The organism is Prevotella sp. 885, assembly GCF_002265625.1.
In the GTDB taxonomy this organism is placed as follows: Bacteria; Bacteroidota; Bacteroidia; order Bacteroidales; family Bacteroidaceae; genus Prevotella.
This window is the reverse complement of sequence record NZ_NOVE01000037.1, coordinates 16,543-36,571: the sequence shown is the minus strand read 5'-3', so window position 1 is coordinate 36,571 and position 20,029 is coordinate 16,543. Positions and strand designations below refer to the sequence as shown.

Sequence of the window (20,029 nt, the reverse complement as noted above, 5' to 3'; positions counted from 1 at the left end):
TAAAAAAATATCAAGTTCATTGTAACCATCTCTCGTTAGAAGTTCTTGATGAAGAGGCAAAGCAAAACACAGAAGATAAACCTAATTTGGAAATACTTTTTGAGAGAATAAATGTTAATGGAACTCGTATCTCAAATGAAGACCTTGCATATTCATCTATCAAAGCATATTGGCCTGAAATACGAGATATAAATGACGAATTAGCAAGCCGTTATATGGCCCCAGCAAGGTTGGCAATGTTATCATTCCGACTAAGTTTAACAAATTGTTGGGCTGAAAAATTGCAAGATTCAATAAGCTTAAAACAAATAAGAAGTCTTTCAACTGAACAAGACAAAAAGGATGAAATATCTAAGCTATATACTGGTGGGAACCTTAAACAGATACTCAATACTGTTGACAGATGGATAGGTGTTACGGACGAAGGGAACCTAAGAACACCTTCTATTCTTAGAACCTTGATTGCTCATAAATGCTCGGAACTATATCTGCTACTTATGTATTGGGCAAAACTGTCAATAGAAAGACCAGGATCCTTTCACCTTACAGATTTTGAAGTTAGAGCTATTGCTTTTACCATTCGATGGTGGAGCAATAATGCGAATGCCGTAATTAAAGAAATTATGGTTAGAACTAGCAGGGAAAGGAATATCAATATTGAAGTAGTCAAAACAGGTATTGGTCGCAGTATGCACGATTGCAACCTTTTACATATTTATTCACCAACAGAAGTTAGTCAGTTCTTTAGAATAGAAAAATCACCAAAGTGGAAAGTTTATTCACAACAAGCTGGTCCATGGTGGGAATTTTTCTGGAGATTGAGAGATGGCTATTGGGTAGATGTTCCTAGTGAAATGCTTATTTATGCGGAACGAGAATACATAAATTCACATTTCTCAAATTATGATCCTGCTCGTCAAGATATGTGGGAAAGCTATAACCGTCCTTGGGATTTTGACCATATTATAGCACAAAACCGAATAAATAACAGACAAGGTGAATATCGTGAATATGATCAGTTCTGGCTAAATTCAATAGGTAATATAGCAGCCATATCATTTGAAAGCAATAGAAGCAAGAGTGATAGCACTTCAGATTACGAAGAATATGAAAGTAACGCAGAAAGCTTACTATTTGACCCTATAGTCAAAGAGTTAACTGATTATCAAATAACGTATAATGCTGAGCAAAGCTACAAATACGCATCGTCCTCTTTTGCACGTTTAATAAAAATATACGAACGTGTATATGAAATGATTGCTCCTGCTGTAGAGGGTATTCCATTGTCATCGACAGTTTCACAACGAAAACAACTGTTCAACGCGATATGTGAACAGGTGCCAAACGCAAAAGCATATCTCGTTGCTGGAAACGATATGGAATTTGAAATAACCCGTGATCAAGATTGGTGTCGTCAATGGATCAGCGTTGGAGTTGTTGTAGGAAACTTGTACCCTTGTATTTGTTGGATAGCAGATCAAAATGATGGAAAACCTCGCGATTTTGAAATTGGAATACGCAAGGCTCCTGGTACACAAATCATTCAAGAGATAAAAACAAAAATTGAAAACATTGAAGGATTAGAATCCTACAACAAATCTTCAAGTGATTGGTGGTATGCTTACAACAACAAATACAATCATATCGATAGCGGAGAACTGGTGAAAGAAATCGAAAGATTGATTGTTATATGTAATGAAGCTAATAATGATTAGACTTTCATAATCCAAATTTAAGCATGGTTAAATTTATATCAGACAAAGAACACTATGAAGACGTCCTGCTCCTGGCATCAAAGGCGAAACATTCACTTTGGATAGGTACAGCTGACATCAAAGACCTATATGTCATCCAAGGAAAGACTGAAAAGCCATTCCTTGGTGTACTGTCTGATTTAATCGGGAAAGGCGTTGAGATTCGTATGCTACATGCAAAAGAACCTGGACAGAACTTTCGTGATGACTTTGATCGTTACCCACGGCTGTTTGACGGCATGGAACGCTTTATGTGCCCTCGTGTACACTTTAAGATAATTGTAATAGATACGAATGTCTGCTATATCGGAAGTGCAAATCTTACCGGTGCAGGCATGGGCATGAAAGCTCCCAACCGTCGAAACTTTGAAGCTGGCATACTTACGGATGAGCCATCAATTGTAGAAGCAGCGATGGATGAGTTTGATAAAGTATGGTGTGGCATCGAATGTAAGAAGTGTAAAAGAAAGGAATATTGCGGTGATCCGATAAAGACAATCAGATAAATTTCGGCGTTTTTGAAAAATACTTGCGACCTGTGCAGCGATTCGGCATAGGTCGCATTTATTTTTGCACTCACAATTGTAAACTCTACAAATATGCAACGTAAATTTGATGATTTTATTATGAGTCAAGTCATTGACAAATACAATGATGACTTGATTGTGTTGGGAGCGCGACCTGCTATTGGCAAATCAACGTTTCTTGCTTCGTTAGCAAAGATTCTTTTTCTTGATAACGACATTCCAACTGTTGTGTTCTGCCCGGAGATGGCAAAAGAAGTCTTTGTTAGAAGAATTTTGCAGATTGTATTAGGAGTATCACGCGAAGATATTGCTTCCGATGACTTTTGGGACATATTCGACAACAAATAAGTTGATGACAGCGTGGCTGATATATGCGAAAAGCCCCTATATATAGATGATACACCAGCTATAGATGTTGAGGAGTTGAAAAGAAAACTCTATACCTTGGTTCAAGAACATGGTGTAAAGTTTGTGCTGATTGATTACCTGCAGCTCCTCAATACAACCAAAGGAACATCCCGCCAAGAAAATATCCGTTATATATGTCAAACCTTGAAGGCTATCTCAAAAGAACTTCATTTAATCATTGTTCTCGCATCACAGTGTAGAAGGAATCTAACTAATGGTTCCAACGTACCTGTGCCAGATGACGTTTCCTTGTTTGAATCATTTGATGATGTTATAGAACATACCTGGACACTGTATCGTCCATCATACTACAATGTGTTTGAGGACGAGCGAGGTTGTGATGTTAGCAATACTATTGAGCTACATCGTTACAACGGAAAAGACTTCATCGCTAAAGAGACCTTTATATTCGATAAATCCATTCCTAGACTGATATAACAAGAATATGAAAAGAAACTGGAAATATATAATGCTGCGTTGTTTGAAAGCATACTTTATCAGCGTTGCTCTAACGACAATCTGTATGTTCTGCTACATCGAAGTTGGTAGCGATAAAGGATGGCCAAGGGCAGAAAGTTGGCACAATTGCCTACATACTCATGGGCATTTTGATTTTTTTACTGATTGATAACAAGAAATGGGGTTTTATATGGACACTACAAATAGCAGATTTATAGCTTTTCTCAATAGCTGGAGGGCAACCCTTATCGATAATGACTCATACCAAAAGTCTGACAAGGAAAATTACGAAAAATGTCTTCAACTATATAATGAAATTATCACTGGGAAGAATATCATTAACGTCGATGACTCTGATTTTGTTAACCTCTTCTGCGAAGGAGGTCCAGTAACGGCAATAGAAGCTACGACGGACATCAATTCTTCAAACCGCATGGAGGAAGTGATAACTTCCATTAAGAAGGAGATTGCAGGATATGATGGCTCAATAAACAACATCATGCTATTCATATTCATTGGTAAATCTACTCCTCTTCTGATGGAAGAAATGCCTTTCTTTAATAACTTGATCTCTACATTCGAAAGTGACACTCAGGTTGTTTGGGGCATCAAGCAGGTGGAAGAATCAGACCTTCTCCGAGTCGCAATGCTCTTTAATTACTCACATAAATGAGCCCAATATTCCAAATTTAGCAAGCCTGTGCCCAAAATCGGCACACCGCATCCGTAACTTTGCACATAACAAATAGTTTAAGTATGATCAAAGAAATAATAAAAGGTGTTGACGGTTATATCATTGAAACAGATTCTAATTCATGTTTCATTGACTACCGTGATATGAGTGAAATCATTGGCTATCATGCCGAAAGTGATGTGGTCATTGGCTATAACAGGGAAAATCAAATAGAACAGTTAAATGTAACCACACATGCTCGACAAGTATTCTCAAAAATAGAGAACAAGAGATTTGAGCTGTTGTTGTGCGGAAGGAGATGCTGGTATGAATGCTCGCACAAAGAAGAAGAAATAGAGTACGCAAAGATTTTTGACTATCTGAAAGAATGTCCTAAGTTTGATTATATCCCAGAGCTTCAATCTTACCTGATAAGCGAGCTTTTAAGGAAATCGGATATTGAAGCTGTCAGCTTTCATCTGTTGGAGCTATTAGGCTGCGAACCTGATGATGACGCAGATAGTTATGAGCCTTGCTTTGGGTATGTATTTGAACTAGTTAGGTCAATCCTTGAATTGAGTGAAGAAAACTAGGCAAAGAGCAATCTGATTATCAATAAATTCAATGACCTGTCTATGGATATAATACAACATAATATGACTGTACAAGAGGTGTTTAACACTCCTGCTATCAAGGAAATCGAGCAACAGATACTTCTGTTGTTTGATAAAAGCAAGAATAACTGGCGTAGTGGTGATGCTGATACTGATACTGATACTATTGCCATTCGGAGTCTTTTGGAAGTCAGGAAAAATTTATTGAACAGTCTCTTTGTTTTGGATGAAGAGAACAAACAGCTCTTGACGGACTTTAACGAGGCTCTTAAAAAGCAACTGTTAGACACAAGGGATAGAACTATCAAAATGATGGAGGCAGTTAAGAGCGCAGGCTTTTCTGGTGAGATATTTGCACAAGGGAAATGCTATCTCGGCTATGACTATCCCCTAATACATCCTGTTCAGAGCAATAGAGCAAAAAAAATGTGGTGTATTCTTAATGGCACTTATGATTGTTACATGCCGTTGTATGAAGATGGAGTTGAAAGTTCAATCAAATATAATATTGAGAGTGAGGCTCCTTCAGAAAACTATGTGCTGTATCTTGATGATGAACCCGAAGAGAACGGGACGAACAACTGGAATGAGCATCTTGATAGAGAGTTTAGCGCTGACATGCATCTGGTTTATGCTTTCCATAACCTATATGAACATGTCGGTTTCTCTATATTCGATTTGTTATGGGTTCGCAACTTTAATGTCGAGATCAACTTGGAATATGACTATTCTACATATCCAGATGGACATGAATATGATGATCCAGATTGGGACTCGTGTGACTTTTTAGACTAACTGTAAGATGGGCAAGAAAAAAGAACCTTCACTATTCTGTGATACGTTGTCTGTCAAAGACCACGCTTCAAGCTTGATAAAGTATATGACCGATGGCATATACGAGAAACAGCATATAATGAGTATGGCACTACTTGCAGCCATTGCTGGTGAAAGTGTGTTCCTGCTCGGACCTCCAGGAACCGCTAAAAGTATGGTGGCACGAAGATTAAAATTGGTATTCAAAGACGCAAAGGCATTTGAATACCTGATGTCTCGTTTCTCTACTCCAGACGAGATATTTGGTCCTGTGTCTATATCCAAACTCAAAAACGAGGATAGATATGAGCGTTTGGTGGATGGTTATTTGCCAGATGCAGAGATTGTCTTTCTTGATGAAATTTGGAAAGCCGGACCTTCTATTCAGAATGCCTTGCTTACAGCCATCAATGAACGTATCTTCAAGAATGGTTCTGATACACTGAAGCTTCCCATGAAGGCTTTAATTGCTGCCAGCAATGAGTTGCCAGCGGAAGATGAAGGACTTGAAGCTTTGTGGGATCGTTTTCTTGTTCGCATCGTTTCCAACTGTATTTCAAGTGAAACGACCTTCTACAAGATGGTAAGGGAGAAAAGCAATAGCGACCCTATCATACCGCCGTCACTCCTAATCACAGAGGAGTTGTATCATTCATGGCAATCTTCCATATCAGATATTGTCATACCTGATGATGTTTGTCATGTCATCACTGCTATTCGTAAAGCCATCAAGGAGGAAATGAAAAGCGAAGATTTCTCTCCAATGGATTATTACATATCCGATAGACGCTGGAAGAAGGTGTTCCATTTGATGCAAGCTTCAGCGTGGTTAAACGATAGAGATAGTATCGACATAACAGATTGTTTGCTATTGATACATTGTCTGTGGAACAAGACTCAAACAATATCGAAGGTTCTGGAGATTGTACCCTCTGCCATAACATCAGGGATCGACGTTCGCATTGCTGAAAACAAAACTGCATTAGACAAACTCATAGCCCAACTCTCTGCAAACATGCCACAGGGAAGGGTTCCAATCACCGAAGATGATGATGAGTTCGCAGTGACAAATTACTTTTATTACACAGTCGATGGATTCAACAAGGGGAGATGCCTTTTCTCAAAAGCAGATTACAATCATGTTGACACAAAGAAAACAACTGATGGCATCCTCTATTTTGACGATAGGAACAACTGTTGGATGATTCATGCAATCTATACCGGTGCTCCTTTCGACTACAAAATGTCGAATGGTAAACTTACAAAGTTGAAACTTCAAAAGTGTAACGGAGGTATTATTGTTGATAGCATCCCATACGCCTTCAAAAGGAAAAGCCGATTTGGAGCAAAAGGTCAGGAACAACAAACCTCTTCGTTTACAAGTACAGAGATCATCTTTGAGGAATGCGAATCAATAAAGAAAGACTTCGCTGAATTACAGTCATTATTCGCCAATAGTACCAATATTTTTGTGTCGTCTGACGATAAGAAACTTATAATGCGACAATTATCCAAGACAGAAAAGGAGATTGGAGAACTTGAAATAAAGATAAAGAATACAAAACTGCTCATTCGCTAATGACTAACCAGGAGTACATAGATAATCGTCTGGCAACATATAATGAGGCATTTGACTTCTATATGGATTGCGGAGAAATGCCTAAGAGTATCGAAAAAGGTGATATTCTTGGAGCCTATCTTAAATCCGTCATAGATTCAAATCCTCAGCTGGATAGTCAGGATCCATTATGGATGGAGGTGCTGAAAGATGACTTGCTGGCATTCCTGTCGGCAATGCTATCTGCATTCGTGCCTGTAGAAGAAGCTCACAAAAAGGAGCAAGCTTATATTGGACGTTACAAAAATGCAGATTTGGATAAGCAGCGTGAGCTTTGGCCATCAGTCTATGAGTATGTCAGCAAAAACTATGAACCAACGGATGTGAATATCGCAGGATATGTCGAACAGTTCAAAGAAAACAATGTTCAGGATGTAATAGATGCTCTATGTGAAGACTGGATGAAGGCAAGTGACTCCAGAAAAGACGCAAGGGAAAAGAAAATACTGGAGAAGAATGCTCAATCATGGGAAAGGCATATTAAAGAATGGGGGCTATCAGACTATAAACGCCGAAAGAAAATAGATAACACATACTATCGATACCCTGCACTGCAGGAAATAGTAAAAATCATCGGTCGAGAACAACCACAACGTAAGGATGAGAAAGATGATATTACATATAAATATATTCCTATATTGCTATCGACTCCAGCAAAGACCGTAGAAATTGAACAGATTTCCATCGGGGATGACGTTGCTCACATGATGCCAATAGAAACGGCAATACTATCTGACCAGGAAACAGAAACTTTGTTCTACAAAAAGTTTGCTGGGAAACAATTACAGATATTCGCGAACAGACCACCATTAAAGAGTCAGGACAAGCAGATTCAGCAGCATCAAACGAAGCCTCGTTTGGAAATGGGACCGATTATTGTCAGTATAGACACAAGTGGGTCAATGAGCGGCAAACCTGAAGAAGTTGCTCATTCATTATTGATCCAGCTCCTTCGATTAGCAAAGAAGAAGAAACGCAAGTGCTTTGTTATTACATTCTCTGTACGTTCCAGAGCATTGGAATTGACAAATCCTGCAAACTGGCGCAAACTGAATAAATTCCTTGAAGAAGGGTTTAGCGGTGGAACAGATGGAGAGGAAATGTTAAACAGCGCACTGGATGCGTTGCAGAAGAAGGATTTCTGTATGGCTGACGTTTTGATAATAAGTGACTTTGAGTTTCCATTGCCTAAGTCAACAACAAAAGCCAGAATGCGAGCTGAACACGATAAAGGAACAAGATTCTATGGGCTACAGATTGGCTCGTGGCCTAATAGATACCAGTCTATATTAGATAAAATGTGGAAGATGAAGATATGAGCGCAAAAGGTAGATTTATAATAAATGCCAATACTCGCATCTGTTCAAAATACTTTCGGCTCACCTGTCATCAGGTTGATTATGACACATTGTTGTCAGAATCAAGGTTCCCATGTCCTGGACGAGATATGTATTTCAGATCAGGAGTATGTTCTGTAATTACGCAGTTTGATGGGAGAAATTTAGATGTCATATACTCCGATCGTACAAGCTGGGGCAATAGGCTATTACAACATTGGCTGCGTATTAAGCTCAAAGAATGTATAATATCAATCGCAGAAAAGGTCTTACCCGATAGATTGCATTACTGGGAACAGCAGAAAGGGTTAAAGGCTAAGAGTGTTTCTGTAAAACTCTTAAGAGGTAAAACATTAGGCCGATGTTTTCATGATGGAAGGATTGAGCTTTCTCCTAAGATTCTCTTGATGCCTGAAAGTTATACGGATAGCGTAATCTTGCACGAAATGGCTCATCTCAAATATCATCATCACCGACAGTCTTTCTGGAACTACCTTAGTATTCTCTTGGGTGAGGATTCTAAGGCTCAAAGTACAAGAATGGATTTGGAAATGGGCATAAAATACTTCTATTTGGACTATATAATGCAATAAACTTGATTGTATGCCCTGATTCGGCATACATGCCAGCTAAATTTGCATCGTTTAAAAATTTGAAAACTATGGCACTTTGGAAAATTTCAGTCAAGAACAGCACTAATGCTGCATGTAAAAACAAGCGTCAGAAGCTTGAAAGAGGTATGTTCGTCGAGACGAGCACTATGTCAACGTCAAATCCTCTCGGATTGACTCGTGAACATCCTATGTTGGCACAGCTCTTTATGAGTAAGTACGGCATAGATGTTGATCCCAGCCACATGAACTATTCCTATTTCAACTGTGAAAGAATTGGATAGTTAAACTGACAAGCAGTCTGGTTATAAGCGATTAAGCCTATAGCCAGACGGTTCTAATGTTTGAAGATCAGGTTTAGCTCCCAAAGTATGCTATGATTACACCTGTATTTCGTCAATAATCTTCTCAAAAGCAAACTTCACCGCATTACGCTGATACTTGTCATGTTGGAAGATGGTACTGTAGCACTTCACAGTAACGCATTGCTTGATACGAGGTGTAATATCGCCATAAACTTCAAGAAGGTCTTTGGCTTTGTTGCGAGCATCCTGAATCTCAGGGCGTCGCAACTCAATCTCACTGATGCAATTAGGAATGAACAGCATCTTAGCTTTACTAATCTGAACGAACAAATCTGCAAAGAGGATTGTCGTGTCGAGATTGTCGAAGTCATAGCGAGTTGGTACCACGGCTAAATCAGCAGCAGCGTAGATGTGCTGAAGGCAAGCATCATTGATGTTGCCAGGGCAATCAATGAGGATAACTGCCGGAACCTCCTTCAACTTCTGCATGTTTGACTTCACCTCGTCAGCATTGGCTGTGCTGAAAGGCAATAACTGATATGGCAGTTCTGCATCAGGATGCTCTGCCAGTTCACGCTGACGATGACGGACAAGCGTCTGCTGGATGTCCGCATCATAGACAATAACAGGGATGCCCTTGTCAACAAGGTGCATAGCGAGGTTAGCACACACGGTACTTTTACCTCCGCCACCCTTAAGTCCAACCGTTACAATGATTTTGTTTTGCATTGTCTTAAAGTTGTTAAATTGTTAATAAATAAAGATATAACGATCACTTCTGATTCTCTAATCTCTTCTTTTCAGCCTCCTGATGCTGACGCTTCTCCCATTCCTTCTTCATGTACTTCTCGAAGGCAACGGAATCGTAAGCATTACGAAGGTGCTGCTTGTCCTCCCGACGAATGAGTTCCTTCAGGTTCTCTATGGTCGTAAAGTAATCCTTGTCTGCAACGAGGAAAGGGCGAATGGTTCTGTACTCGAAAAACTCATCATCGAGTTTAGCCTTATACGCATCCACTGCGACATAAGCAGCAACACCGAAGACAACACCCATGATGGCAACAGTGAAGGCTATCATGTGTTTGATCTTGTTTGAGACATATCCACTGTAGAACTTCACAAATCTACGCTTAGTCTTACGCCATGAAGACTTTCTCTTTTTCTTCTTGGCTTCCTGCTCGTAGTGCTCGAGAATAATTGTCCTTATGTGTTCCTTGACGATAGCAAGAATTTCTTCCTTCTCCTCTTTGTAGCGATCACCTTTCCAATTCATCCAACGAATAAGCAGGTGCTCCATTAGATAGTCATTGTTCTTGTAATGAACGCTATCATCAACCGTGGCTGGAACTACCTTTGGAGGCGCAGGCTTTGGCATTCTGGCAAGAATGGATTCTGCCATAGTCTTATAACCTTCTTGATTGAAAGTTACCTTCAGCGCATCTTTATTGTATTCATCTACAGTGCCATCATCATTGATGGTCATGCCAAAATACAGTCCTAACGAGGCAAGACCGTTCATGACGGCATTATGGCGAGTGCGATTGCTGCTGCCTTGTGCCTGTATCGTCTGGTTGATCTGACTAACCTGCTCGATGATAACAGCACCCTCAGATTGGGGTTCCTGTTCTTTTTTCTTAGCCATAATTTATCGCTTTGGTTTATACTGTGGTTTCTTAGACTTGGAATGTAGAACGCTCATGTTGAACTTGAACTTCCAGCGTTCATCGTCATCATCCTTCTTACCCCAGCCACTTGACTGACCTCCACCTCCACCACCAACAGACAACTGAGGCTGATATGGGGTAAGAATGACGAATAGCAGTACTGCCAGAGGTACGAAGTCAGAATTGCCATCCTTGGATGGAATGAGGTCGCCTTGGTCAACCAACTTGTCGTACATTGAATCACCGATAGCCGTTCTGACACTAGGCAATTTGAGTTTTGGCACTCCATTAGGATAAATGTCATCGAACGTCTTAGTGGTGCGAAGAGCAGTGAAATACTCGCTCATAGGCAAGCGATGCAGGTAGGCTTCACGCTTCTCCTCGTAGTGCTCACGGACGTTTTCATGAACGATCTCAATAAAATCGCCGTACTTCTCAGAGAGTTTTGTCAGAGTCATAGACTTGTCAATCTGTCTTCCGCTGAAACTGAATCCGTCTGTGCTAAATGAAACACCGAGAATCTTTCCGGTCACATTGTTGACATGGAGTTTCATCTTGATGTCATCCTTTGCAAGTTCATTCTCAAAGCCTTTCCAGGTTTCAGTCTTTTCCTTTGCAGCACAGATGGCATCATAGATTTTGTACTTTGCCTTATCCTTACCACGAAGCCTGTCACGGCTGACATCTACCTTTCCTGACGATATGTGAAGACCATATTTCTGAGTAAGTTCAAGTGCTACACGAGCGGCACGTCCTTCTTCAAAAGAGTCGCTAACTACGTTGCCGTTAGAATCAACACGAGTGGTTAAGCCGTGCATGTGAGGATTCTTTGCTGACTTATGACGAGCAAGGACATTCTCTGTGTCCTTGTAGCCCATTCGGGTTAAGAACTCAAGCCATATCCTGGTCATCAATTCGTCTGTCAGCTTTGGACTGTCCCATCTGGAAAAAGACAGGATGAAGTGTCGTACTGGCTCCCCAAGATTATGATCTCCCTTTCGGGCATACGAATCCATAAGCATAGCCATCGTTCTGTTATCCACATTGGGCGGTATTCCCGAAGAATGATAAATCAGACGCGCACCCTTCTTTTGTTTGTCCTTGCCGTAGATGTCAGTGATGTAATCAATGGCACCTTTGAAGTTCTGTCCTTTTACAATCTTTGCAACCATTGTTATCCCATTTGTTTTGCTGATTTGTTATTCCAGACTGTTCTCCCATTAGGCTTTCGACAAGTCACCACCTTTGAAGATTCGGGTTATCAAAGTGATGATCAGATTCAGTACTTCCTTGCACTTATCTTCGAGGGAATACAGACCTCCAAGATTTGCCTGGTGAGCAATCTGGTTTACGTTGTTTGCCATGCCAGCAAGCTTACGGACATAGTCAGTCTGTTCCTCATCCGTATATGCCACATCTGTCTTTTGGAGTGGTGCATCGTGCATCCACTTTTTAGGTGTTCTGTTATGCTTCTTCGCTTCCATTTCCATCTTCTCCAGATCAGTGTCATTGTATGAAACTTTGAACTGGTGGCGACGCTTCTGATATAATTCGAGTTTAGGGCGACCGCCTTTCTTCTGTGTATCTATTCTATTTTGTTTTGACATATTCTTGTAAAATTATAGTTCAACATAGCGCCAATGTTCTGACAGCATTAGGCAGATCGATGGCGTGTGCTCTGCCATATCCATAGGCAGTATGGCATTGCCAATCCTTCTATAGGTTCTGTGCAGTAGCCTCCAAATGAATAACTCTCCGGCATCGGTGTAAAGCCCTCTGGCATCATTTGATGATGGAATATCGCAGGATGCTTTAACCAAGGCTTACAGGTGATTTTTCAACTCTGGCTAACGAGTACTGGGAGTGACTGAAAGTTCCAGAAGCATAGCGATGGATCTTGAAGTCACAGCCAATACTCATAGGAAGCAGCGTAGCGTCATTCGGCAGGTCGTAAGACCGTTGCTGTCAGACTCATCGAACCGCCAGAGGTGGTGAAAAATGAGTAGGTTTTGAGTACTCAAAACACTAACTTGCTTTGAAAAATCACCTACCTATTTTTTTTACCCGTTTACGGCATGGCTTTCAGCCTTGGTTTTCGACTTTTGAACGCTTGCCGTGAGGCTTTTGCCTTACAGGTGGAGCTGTGATAACCGAAGGAATTACAAAGCCTTGGTTGGCTCCAGTCATCTGGTTTACGATGTCAGTCATAGACAGTGGGGGTGCCTCTGTCGGTGACGAATCTCCTTGCTCCTGCAAGTCCTCAGAAACGGACGGATATTCATCAGAAGTTTCGTGCGTATCTATATTAGAAGATGTGTCAGGTTCCTGAGCATCGATAGACTCCGAAGGGTTATCAGCCTTGTCTGGTGAATCATCAGGTGTCTGCTCGTCAGACTGCTGAAGGTTGCCAGATTGGAACTGCTCAGCATTGTCAACTTTGATATGCTGCTCATCTGCATCCTGGTTGGAACACTCATCGGGCAATATCTGCTTGTCAGGTTGCTCAATGGGTGTGCCATCGGGATTATGACCAGAGGGAGAAGGATTGTCCTTAACAGCATCCGTAGGACTCTGTATTATGTCAGTCGTTTGTTCTCCAAAATGGCATAACTCATGATAGCCATCTTCATCAGTCCATCCAACAACAGATACCATATCTGCTATGGATGCCAGTTTGGATGGAGTGCGACGGATAAGACCGAGTTCCACAAATCTGTCCAGTACCTTGGTCATTGGTTTCGGTCCTATGCCGAGTCGCTTACATAGAGAGTTGACCGAGCAATCCAGTTCTCCCTGTGATAGGGTGATTTGAATGCCTCGCTTGACGATAGTACCATTGGTTTGGGATAACTGATTCAGTAATTCCGAATAGATATTCCAGATTGTTACCCCATTTGTTATCCCACCAAGGTATTCACAAGCCTCTGGAGAGAGCTCGACACGAACTTTCCCGAAGTGAAGTGTATTATCATTTTTGTTTGCCATACTTTGGTTGATTTACGTTCTCGCCTTGCAGGTGCCGGAATCAGAACTTGTTCTTCCGAGTAACCGGAATTAGCGAAGGATAGGCGAAAGAACTGTTCTCCTATATCCAGTATCAATGACAAAAGGGAAATGAATAGCCCTTTGGTTAATGGCACCGTAATGAAATGGATAGTGTTCAGACCTGAACATCGAATATCATTGATATAGGAAGAACAATTCTTATTCACCATGGAAGAACAAATTATCTGCCTGTCTGTGCGCTTCTCATACCAAGCTTCTGCTCATGCATGATAGCAGCCTCTTGGATTTCTGCCTTAGAGCTCTGACGATTGCGACGAATCCAAGCGAGAATCTCAGACTTCTCGAAGTAGATCATCTTGCCGTTTGGACGGTAGAATGGAATCAACTGGTCTGAGGTCATCTTGTAGAGAGAACTGCGAGCGATGCCCATGAACTTGGCAGCTTCTTCAACGGTTAAAATCTCCTTGCCGTTGTCAAGGATGTTCTCCATAGCTTTCATGCGCTCTTTGAGCTCTTCTACCTGCTGATGGAGGTCTGTGTCCTTCTGGACGTTGGTTTTCTTGTTTTCTGACATACGCATTATTGATTTAATTCCTTTGAGCAAGTGTGACATTCGCGAAATGACGATGCAAAATTATTATGAGTAGGAGCATTTTCAGGAAATTAGTCCTCAAAACTAGCCATTTTCGAACCAATTTTGTTAGTTTGGTCTCATTTCTACATGCAAAAGGTACCAAAGAATTGAATTTGCTTTATTTCTTTGACTATTGTCCAGTTGTATGGAAAAGCAAGAAATGTTTAGGCATTGTCCTGACCTATCTTATATTATATATTAGCAATCGGCTAACACGATAGCACGAATCGTTTTGTGATGCAAAGTTACGCCTAGATTGACGAACTCGGATAAAACGACCTTGCAGTGAGCCTGATATTAAAACTATTTATGATACGAGTATGATTTTACGCGAATAATCATACTATAAACCATTCTCAAACGTGCATTTTGTTGAGTTTGATTTCTTATCAATCGATAGTGATGTAGTTGCGCTGTCCTGTATCAAATCCACCGTTCAAGAATCGTGAAAGGTGGATAGAAAAAATAATTGGAAGAAGTGGACTGAGTTTGAAAGAATTTTTGTATCTTTGCACTGTAAAGATGGCAACTGCACCACATTTGAGTTTCTTTAGATTTATTTTTCTGATTTTTGGTGCAGGTTTGTTACGTGAAGCCAATCTTCTCCAAAAACGATATTGATTTACAGATGGTTACATCATTTCTAAAACCTACGAAGTATAGCATTGCTCCATAGAAATGTACCGTGAGATAACGTATCAGCCACTTTGCCCAGGCTCCTTCCCATTTTGGCAAGAGAGAGAATGCCCATTGTATCGGACCGAATATCGTCAGCATACCCAGGAGTATCTGTTGGCAATAGATGGTAGCCCACCAGCCTATACGGAAGACAATCAAAGCTATGAGCATAATCACCTTGTCTATGCCTACCACCGCACCAGCTGTGAGTGATGTGAACCAGAGCTTCGAAGCATCAGTTTCCATGTTTGTCACTTCATCCACACCTGCTTGTTCCATGGTGGACTCTATCAGGTTTGGATCCGATGTGCCAGAATGGGCTACGTCAGCCTGGGCTTGTAATGAGTTATAAAGAGTATCACGGGTATAGATGAGCTCCTGGACTTCTTCAAACTTATCCTCAATCTGTGCGGACTCCGCTTCATACAAGTCGTGGGTGTATGAACCTATGCAGTTAGGGATATAGGAGAGAAAGTCAAGTACACACCAGCTGCTGCCGTTGTTTGTAATGCCGGTATCTGCAGGTGGGTACCACCAACAGAGGATCACACTGACCACAAGAGGCTTGAATAGCTTCATGATGTCTATTGGCTCATGCTTTACCATCATCTTGTAGGCCATACTGCCAGCTACGACTATCGAGAACAGCGCAGCCAGAGCCATACACATCTGCAATATCCACCAAAACGGACCTTGTGAGCCTGTGAACGTGGCATCACAAAGGAACTCGTTGGTCTGGAAAATCACATCATCAATCTCCTGTTCGAGGATCTTGATACCGAAATCGGAAAGGATGTTTGAATCTGCCATGTTTTATTGTCTTACTATGTTATTGTCTTCGGAGTCATCAGTTCCTGAGCCTCCAGAGTTATTTCCTACATTCTTTTTGCCTGCTTCACGCCATCTACTGATTGCTGATGATGCGTGGCTGGCTACATTGTTTCTTCTTTCAAGTCGTGCAGCAAGCAAGGAGGAGGTCTTTCTCTTGTTGCTTAGTTGGACTAAAAAGAAGATAAGTGTCTCATTCTGCTTGGTAATGTCATCATAGATGGCAAGATACTGCTGTTTGCGCTGGGCATTGGGCATATAGGCATCCTGCATCTCCTTGATGACTGTCTTGTACATCTTGTAGTATTCTGTCCATCGTGTCTTGTCTGAAACAGAGCCACCTGCGCTTACTATTCGGTCAATATTCGCCTGAAAGTCCGAGAGCTTGGAGTTGATCTTGTTTCCTTCCGCAAGCCAGGCAATGTCAATCTGCCGGTCTGCAATGTTGAGTGCTTCTATTTCTGCTCGTTGGGTAAGAGATGCTTTGATACTGTCAGCAACATCCACCTGTTGATATGCAGAGACTCCGGCCATGGTTCTGAAAAACTGCTTGTTCTTTTTTGCTGCAGTCTTCTGATAGCTGTTGTGTAAGGCATCATAATAGAATGCTGGAGTGAGACCGCCAGAACCAATCTCCTGAACCGTAATCTGGTTCATCTTGGCTGCATCATGGTTGTAACTCACATAGCCTTGGGCTGATGCGTTAAAGCATAACGTCAAGCCACATAGACAAAGTGCTGTCCGTGAAGAGATTAAATGTTTCATATTCATTGAATTTTTATTTATTATCCTAATAGCCTAAATATCCTGCGCCTCTCCATCTGCCAAAGGCATCGCTTATGATTTCCTCCTTGCTCTTGGCACGGTACACCTGCTTTTTCCAATAGCCTATTCTCACTTGGATATATCTCCATGTTTCGAAGTATGCCTTGTTGAGATGCTTGTTGATATTGTCGAGCGAGTTGTTGATGCTCGTAATGATGAGAAGCAAATCTGACGTTGAACATGCCGCAGCTCCAGTAGCATATAGCAGCAAATCACTGACTGACCTATAGAGATTGTCGCCTTCATCTGCAATCTTAGCCAAAGCCTTGGTGTTGATGGTGATAATCAGCGTATCGGTACTCATGATGTTTCCTCTTTCCAGGCATTTCTTCCTGAAATCATTGAGCATCTTTCTATAGTCACCGACTTTGTCACTCACATTCTCATAGGTGCTGTACACATTGAGACTGGTACGGAGTGACTGATACAGAATGTCAATCACATCAAATGCCCTGGTGTACTTATCCAGTTCCTTGTTGATGTCCCTGAATCCAATGTTGGCATCGCCGCTGTAGTCATGCAGCAGTTTATTGCTTGCCTCCAAGGTGGAACGCACAAGCAGCAGACTGCGCTGTTGCTTGTGGTCTTTGATATAGGCCTCGATAGAAACTGCATCAAAGCCTACCTGAGCCTTTGCTGCTGAAGGCAAAAGAGTCAACAGACAAATGAGTATTGTCAGTATCTTGCTATTCACTGTTGTCTTCTTCATCGTCTTCATATTTTCCGTTATAACTATCTGAATGTCCACTATCGGCTGCATGTCGCAACCATCGTTTCCTGCATTGTTCAATGAGAGTCTGTCTTCTGCCTTGCTCGTCATTCAGTGGGGGAGCGACACTCCTTAAAATGTCTATGATGGAATGCTTGTAGTGCATCATCTTCTCCAATGACACCAGATCTGCAAATATCTTGGTGAGACGGCTGTCTATCTGACGTGCAATCTCCAGGCGGTCACTTGACCAGAGCAAATGATAGGTATCATCCGTATTGTCTGATTCCACAAGATTGTTCTTTGCATATTCTACCGTTGGATCGCAGTCTGGATAGTCACGGGCAATCTCTGCAAGTTTAGCATTTACTTCGGCAGCTTTTTCCTCATCGGTCTTAGCCGGGTCGAGGTTTACTACAGCTACCACTTGCGTATCGCTATATTCCGTGGTCAGAGTCCATGAAATTTGCACAATGGCACGGTGTATCTTGATGCCCATGAAATACTTGGGCTTTCTTGCTATCGAGACTGTTGCCTTGAAAGTGATGACACCATTGATATTAGGCATGGAAGCAGTACGAACGAAAGTATTACCTTCCCAAGCCCCCGAACCATTCCAACTGAGATTATAGGCAGTCTTGCAATCCTGCATGATGGCAGGTATGCGGTAATAATCATCTGTCACGGCATTCTCACCATCAATGGCCTCTTGCTTTGCCTTTTGGTACTGGGCAAGTTCTGTTTCGGCAGTGCTTTTATCAGACTTCAATGCTGTGATGCGGTCTTTGTTGGCATTGTACTGTTTACGATACCTCGCAGCATCATTTACATTTGAATTCTTGATTTTTCTCAGAAGTTCCGAATTTTCTGCCTCCAAGTTTGTGATTTCTGACTGTAGAGAAGCTATTTCCCTCTCTGTCTCCGCAATCTTGGAATCAATCTCTGAGGTGTTGACACTTTCAGGAGTGACACCTGTGGCCATGGCACACTGCTTGGTGTGACCATTTACGCTACTTCCACAACTCGAACACTTGTATTGGGTTGACGCTTCACCAAGTTTGGTACCGCCATGGCAGGTAACACTGATGGTTGCAGTTTCACATCCTGCAATCTTCTTGGCATCGGTTGTCTGATAGTATCTCTTTGCATCACTTGAAAGATAGTAGGTGTAACCTTTCTCGTTATCATTGAGTTCTTTCAGTCGTGCATTCAATCCGGCTTTGAATGTGTTCATGTCCATTGTGTAGGAATCAAAGACATCCTCATAAGCAACTTCCTTTTTATACCAGCTCTTTGAAACATGAATCTCGTAAGCATAGGCTTTAGCATATTGACCACTTTTCTTCTTACTGAGAATATAGCCTGACATATAGTAGGTTATGCTATAATTGTAGCCGTCATTCGAGTTGTTATGCTGCTGAACATCACTTCGACACCATCCAGCATGGCTTTCTGAGTTTCTCAATGCAGCTTCTCTTTCTGCCGATGTTGGAGTATAGTTTTTGTCCTTTGTGCTGATACGATACCAGTGATCACCTTTGATGATGGCATCATTGTCTGTAGGTGGATAGTAGTCGCACAGCTTCACATTACCGGCATCAACTCTATAGATATACCATCGCTGGGTGTAGTATTGTCCCATTCCTTCACGGGCATAGTCTGTTACCCAAGAGGTCAGATTGTAGTTCGATAAAGAGAAGAGATTTGCAATGCTATCCCTTCCTCCAACAAACTGCAAGAGCGTATTGCCTGCATTTGCAGACAGACTGTTGTAGAGTCCATACACATTTTCTGCAATCTCAATGACGCTGCTTGTCTTATCCATCATCGTACCACTGAAACTACTGTTGCCAAGGATTGAGCCTACAGCATTACCAGCTCCGGCAGAAGCAAGGTTGACTCCCATGGCATACAGGTTGTCTATGTCTTCCTTCAGATTCTCCTTCGTAAAGTTGGAACCGAACCCGGAAAAGTTGTCAAACATCGCTTCCCAATCTACGTTGCCCAACTCCGAGAGTTTCAGAATAGCCGCTAATTCCTGGTTGATCTCCAGAAATGCAATATCCTTGAATGAGAGGGTGCTGTTGGTGACGATTGACTCAAACTGATAGCAGAGAGTCTTGGTCTCTTCACATACCTTATATAAATAGCTTCCCCAGTAGAGAGCATTCTGTGGACTTTTGAGCATCATTCCAGCTATAGTCCATATCTTCGGCATGATCTTGGCCGACACCATGTTGTAGATACGGCGGTAATAGTAGTTCTCTGTGGCACTTGTCCACAGTCCTAAATTGGTGAGAGCTTTGCGGTCAAGGAACTTTGAGGTGAAGATTCCTGCCGCAGCCACCTCTGCCGCCTGATAGTGTTCACGTATCTTAGCTACCTGTTCGGCATAATACGCCTCAGTAGCTGCCTCTGTTGCAAAAGCGGCTGTCATTGCTTCTACAGTGCGCTTGTCATAGTTTACACTGTAGTACTGTGCCATCGTCGGTACTACGGCACAGAGATAGAGAGTAAGTATTATCAGATAGCGTTTCATTGTTTGAATATTATCGTTTATGACTTG

Annotated in this window: 18 protein-coding genes and 2 pseudogenes; 10 read left to right on the top strand and 10 right to left on the bottom strand. The window is 41.7% G+C overall.

Annotation, left to right across the window (positions count from 1 at the left end; all coding sequences use genetic code 11):
* The 10 genes and pseudogenes from CHL74_RS15850 to CHL74_RS16580 all read left to right on the top strand — a co-directional run.
* Positions 1-1,715: hypothetical protein (locus tag CHL74_RS15850; protein WP_176452235.1), on the top strand; the 1,715-nt coding region annotated here is incomplete at its 5' end.
* 23 nt (positions 1,716-1,738) lie between these two features.
* Positions 1,739-2,260 (top strand): phospholipase D-like domain-containing protein, encoded by a 522-nt coding sequence (locus CHL74_RS10845; RefSeq protein ID WP_094881167.1) that lies wholly within the window; start codon positions 1,739-1,741, stop codon positions 2,258-2,260.
* Between the two features lie 93 nt (positions 2,261-2,353).
* Positions 2,354-3,127, top strand: a pseudogene (locus tag CHL74_RS10835) (DnaB-like helicase C-terminal domain-containing protein).
* 211 nt (positions 3,128-3,338) lie between these two features.
* Complete coding sequence (locus CHL74_RS10830) at positions 3,339-3,821, top strand: hypothetical protein (protein WP_141241310.1); 483 nt, start codon at positions 3,339-3,341, stop codon at positions 3,819-3,821.
* A gap of 83 nt (positions 3,822-3,904) precedes the next feature.
* Positions 3,905-4,414: a hypothetical protein gene (locus tag CHL74_RS10825; RefSeq protein WP_094881163.1), complete on the top strand. Its 510-nt coding sequence runs from the start codon at positions 3,905-3,907 to the stop codon at positions 4,412-4,414.
* Positions 4,415-4,456: 42 nt separating this feature from the next.
* Positions 4,457-5,230, top strand: coding sequence for a hypothetical protein (locus CHL74_RS10820; protein WP_094881162.1), 774 nt, complete (start codon positions 4,457-4,459; stop codon positions 5,228-5,230).
* A gap of 7 nt (positions 5,231-5,237) precedes the next feature.
* A complete protein-coding gene (locus CHL74_RS10815; RefSeq protein ID WP_094881161.1) occupies positions 5,238-6,827 on the top strand; it encodes an AAA family ATPase in 1,590 nt (529 codons plus the stop codon).
* Positions 6,827-8,185: a hypothetical protein gene (locus CHL74_RS10810; RefSeq protein ID WP_094881160.1), complete on the top strand. Its 1,359-nt coding sequence runs from the start codon at positions 6,827-6,829 to the stop codon at positions 8,183-8,185. The genes CHL74_RS10815 and CHL74_RS10810 overlap by 1 nt, the downstream gene beginning before the upstream one ends.
* Positions 8,167-8,796 (top strand): SprT-like domain-containing protein, encoded by a 630-nt coding sequence (locus CHL74_RS10805; protein ID WP_141241309.1) that lies wholly within the window; start codon positions 8,167-8,169, stop codon positions 8,794-8,796. The genes CHL74_RS10810 and CHL74_RS10805 overlap by 19 nt, the downstream gene beginning before the upstream one ends.
* A 29-nt stretch (positions 8,797-8,825) precedes the next feature.
* Complete coding sequence (locus CHL74_RS16580) at positions 8,826-9,098, top strand: DUF6140 family protein (RefSeq protein ID WP_094881158.1); 273 nt, start codon at positions 8,826-8,828, stop codon at positions 9,096-9,098.
* Positions 9,099-9,194: 96 nt separating this feature from the next.
* Here CHL74_RS16580 and CHL74_RS10795 read toward each other — a convergent pair whose 3' ends face one another.
* The 10 genes and pseudogenes from CHL74_RS10795 to CHL74_RS10750 all read right to left on the bottom strand — a co-directional run bounded on the left by CHL74_RS10795 (position 9,195) and on the right by CHL74_RS10750 (position 20,002).
* Positions 9,195-9,848: a ParA family protein gene (locus CHL74_RS10795; protein WP_094881157.1), complete on the bottom strand. Its 654-nt coding sequence runs from the start codon at positions 9,846-9,848 to the stop codon at positions 9,195-9,197.
* A 43-nt stretch (positions 9,849-9,891) separates the two neighbouring features.
* Positions 9,892-10,761 (bottom strand): hypothetical protein, encoded by an 870-nt coding sequence (locus CHL74_RS10790; protein ID WP_094881156.1) that lies wholly within the window; start codon positions 10,759-10,761, stop codon positions 9,892-9,894.
* A 3-nt stretch (positions 10,762-10,764) separates the two neighbouring features.
* On the bottom strand, positions 10,765-11,955 hold the full coding sequence (locus tag CHL74_RS10785; protein WP_094881155.1) for a relaxase/mobilization nuclease domain-containing protein: 1,191 nt from the start codon (positions 11,953-11,955) through the stop codon (positions 10,765-10,767).
* Positions 11,956-12,003: 48 nt separating this feature from the next.
* Complete coding sequence (locus CHL74_RS10780) at positions 12,004-12,390, bottom strand: MobC family plasmid mobilization relaxosome protein (RefSeq protein WP_094881154.1); 387 nt, start codon at positions 12,388-12,390, stop codon at positions 12,004-12,006.
* Positions 12,391-12,865: 475 nt separating this feature from the next.
* Positions 12,866-13,516 (bottom strand): hypothetical protein, encoded by a 651-nt coding sequence (locus CHL74_RS10775; RefSeq protein WP_141241308.1) that lies wholly within the window; start codon positions 13,514-13,516, stop codon positions 12,866-12,868.
* Between the two features lie 493 nt (positions 13,517-14,009).
* Positions 14,010-14,363 (bottom strand): helix-turn-helix domain-containing protein, encoded by a 354-nt coding sequence (locus tag CHL74_RS10770; RefSeq protein ID WP_094881170.1) that lies wholly within the window; start codon positions 14,361-14,363, stop codon positions 14,010-14,012.
* A 657-nt stretch (positions 14,364-15,020) separates the two neighbouring features.
* Positions 15,021-15,911, bottom strand: a pseudogene (locus CHL74_RS10765) (hypothetical protein); the annotation flags it as partial.
* Between the two features lie 3 nt (positions 15,912-15,914).
* On the bottom strand, positions 15,915-16,694 hold the full coding sequence (locus CHL74_RS10760; RefSeq protein WP_094881169.1) for a DUF5045 domain-containing protein: 780 nt from the start codon (positions 16,692-16,694) through the stop codon (positions 15,915-15,917).
* A gap of 25 nt (positions 16,695-16,719) precedes the next feature.
* Positions 16,720-17,463 carry a hypothetical protein gene (locus tag CHL74_RS10755; RefSeq protein ID WP_094881168.1) on the bottom strand — a complete coding sequence of 248 codons (744 nt, stop codon included), beginning with the start codon at positions 17,461-17,463 and terminating at the stop codon, positions 16,720-16,722.
* On the bottom strand, positions 17,441-20,002 hold the full coding sequence (locus tag CHL74_RS10750) for a hypothetical protein (protein ID WP_094881152.1): 2,562 nt from the start codon (positions 20,000-20,002) through the stop codon (positions 17,441-17,443). The genes CHL74_RS10755 and CHL74_RS10750 overlap by 23 nt, the downstream gene beginning before the upstream one ends.
* Between the last annotated feature and the right edge of the window lie 27 nt (positions 20,003-20,029).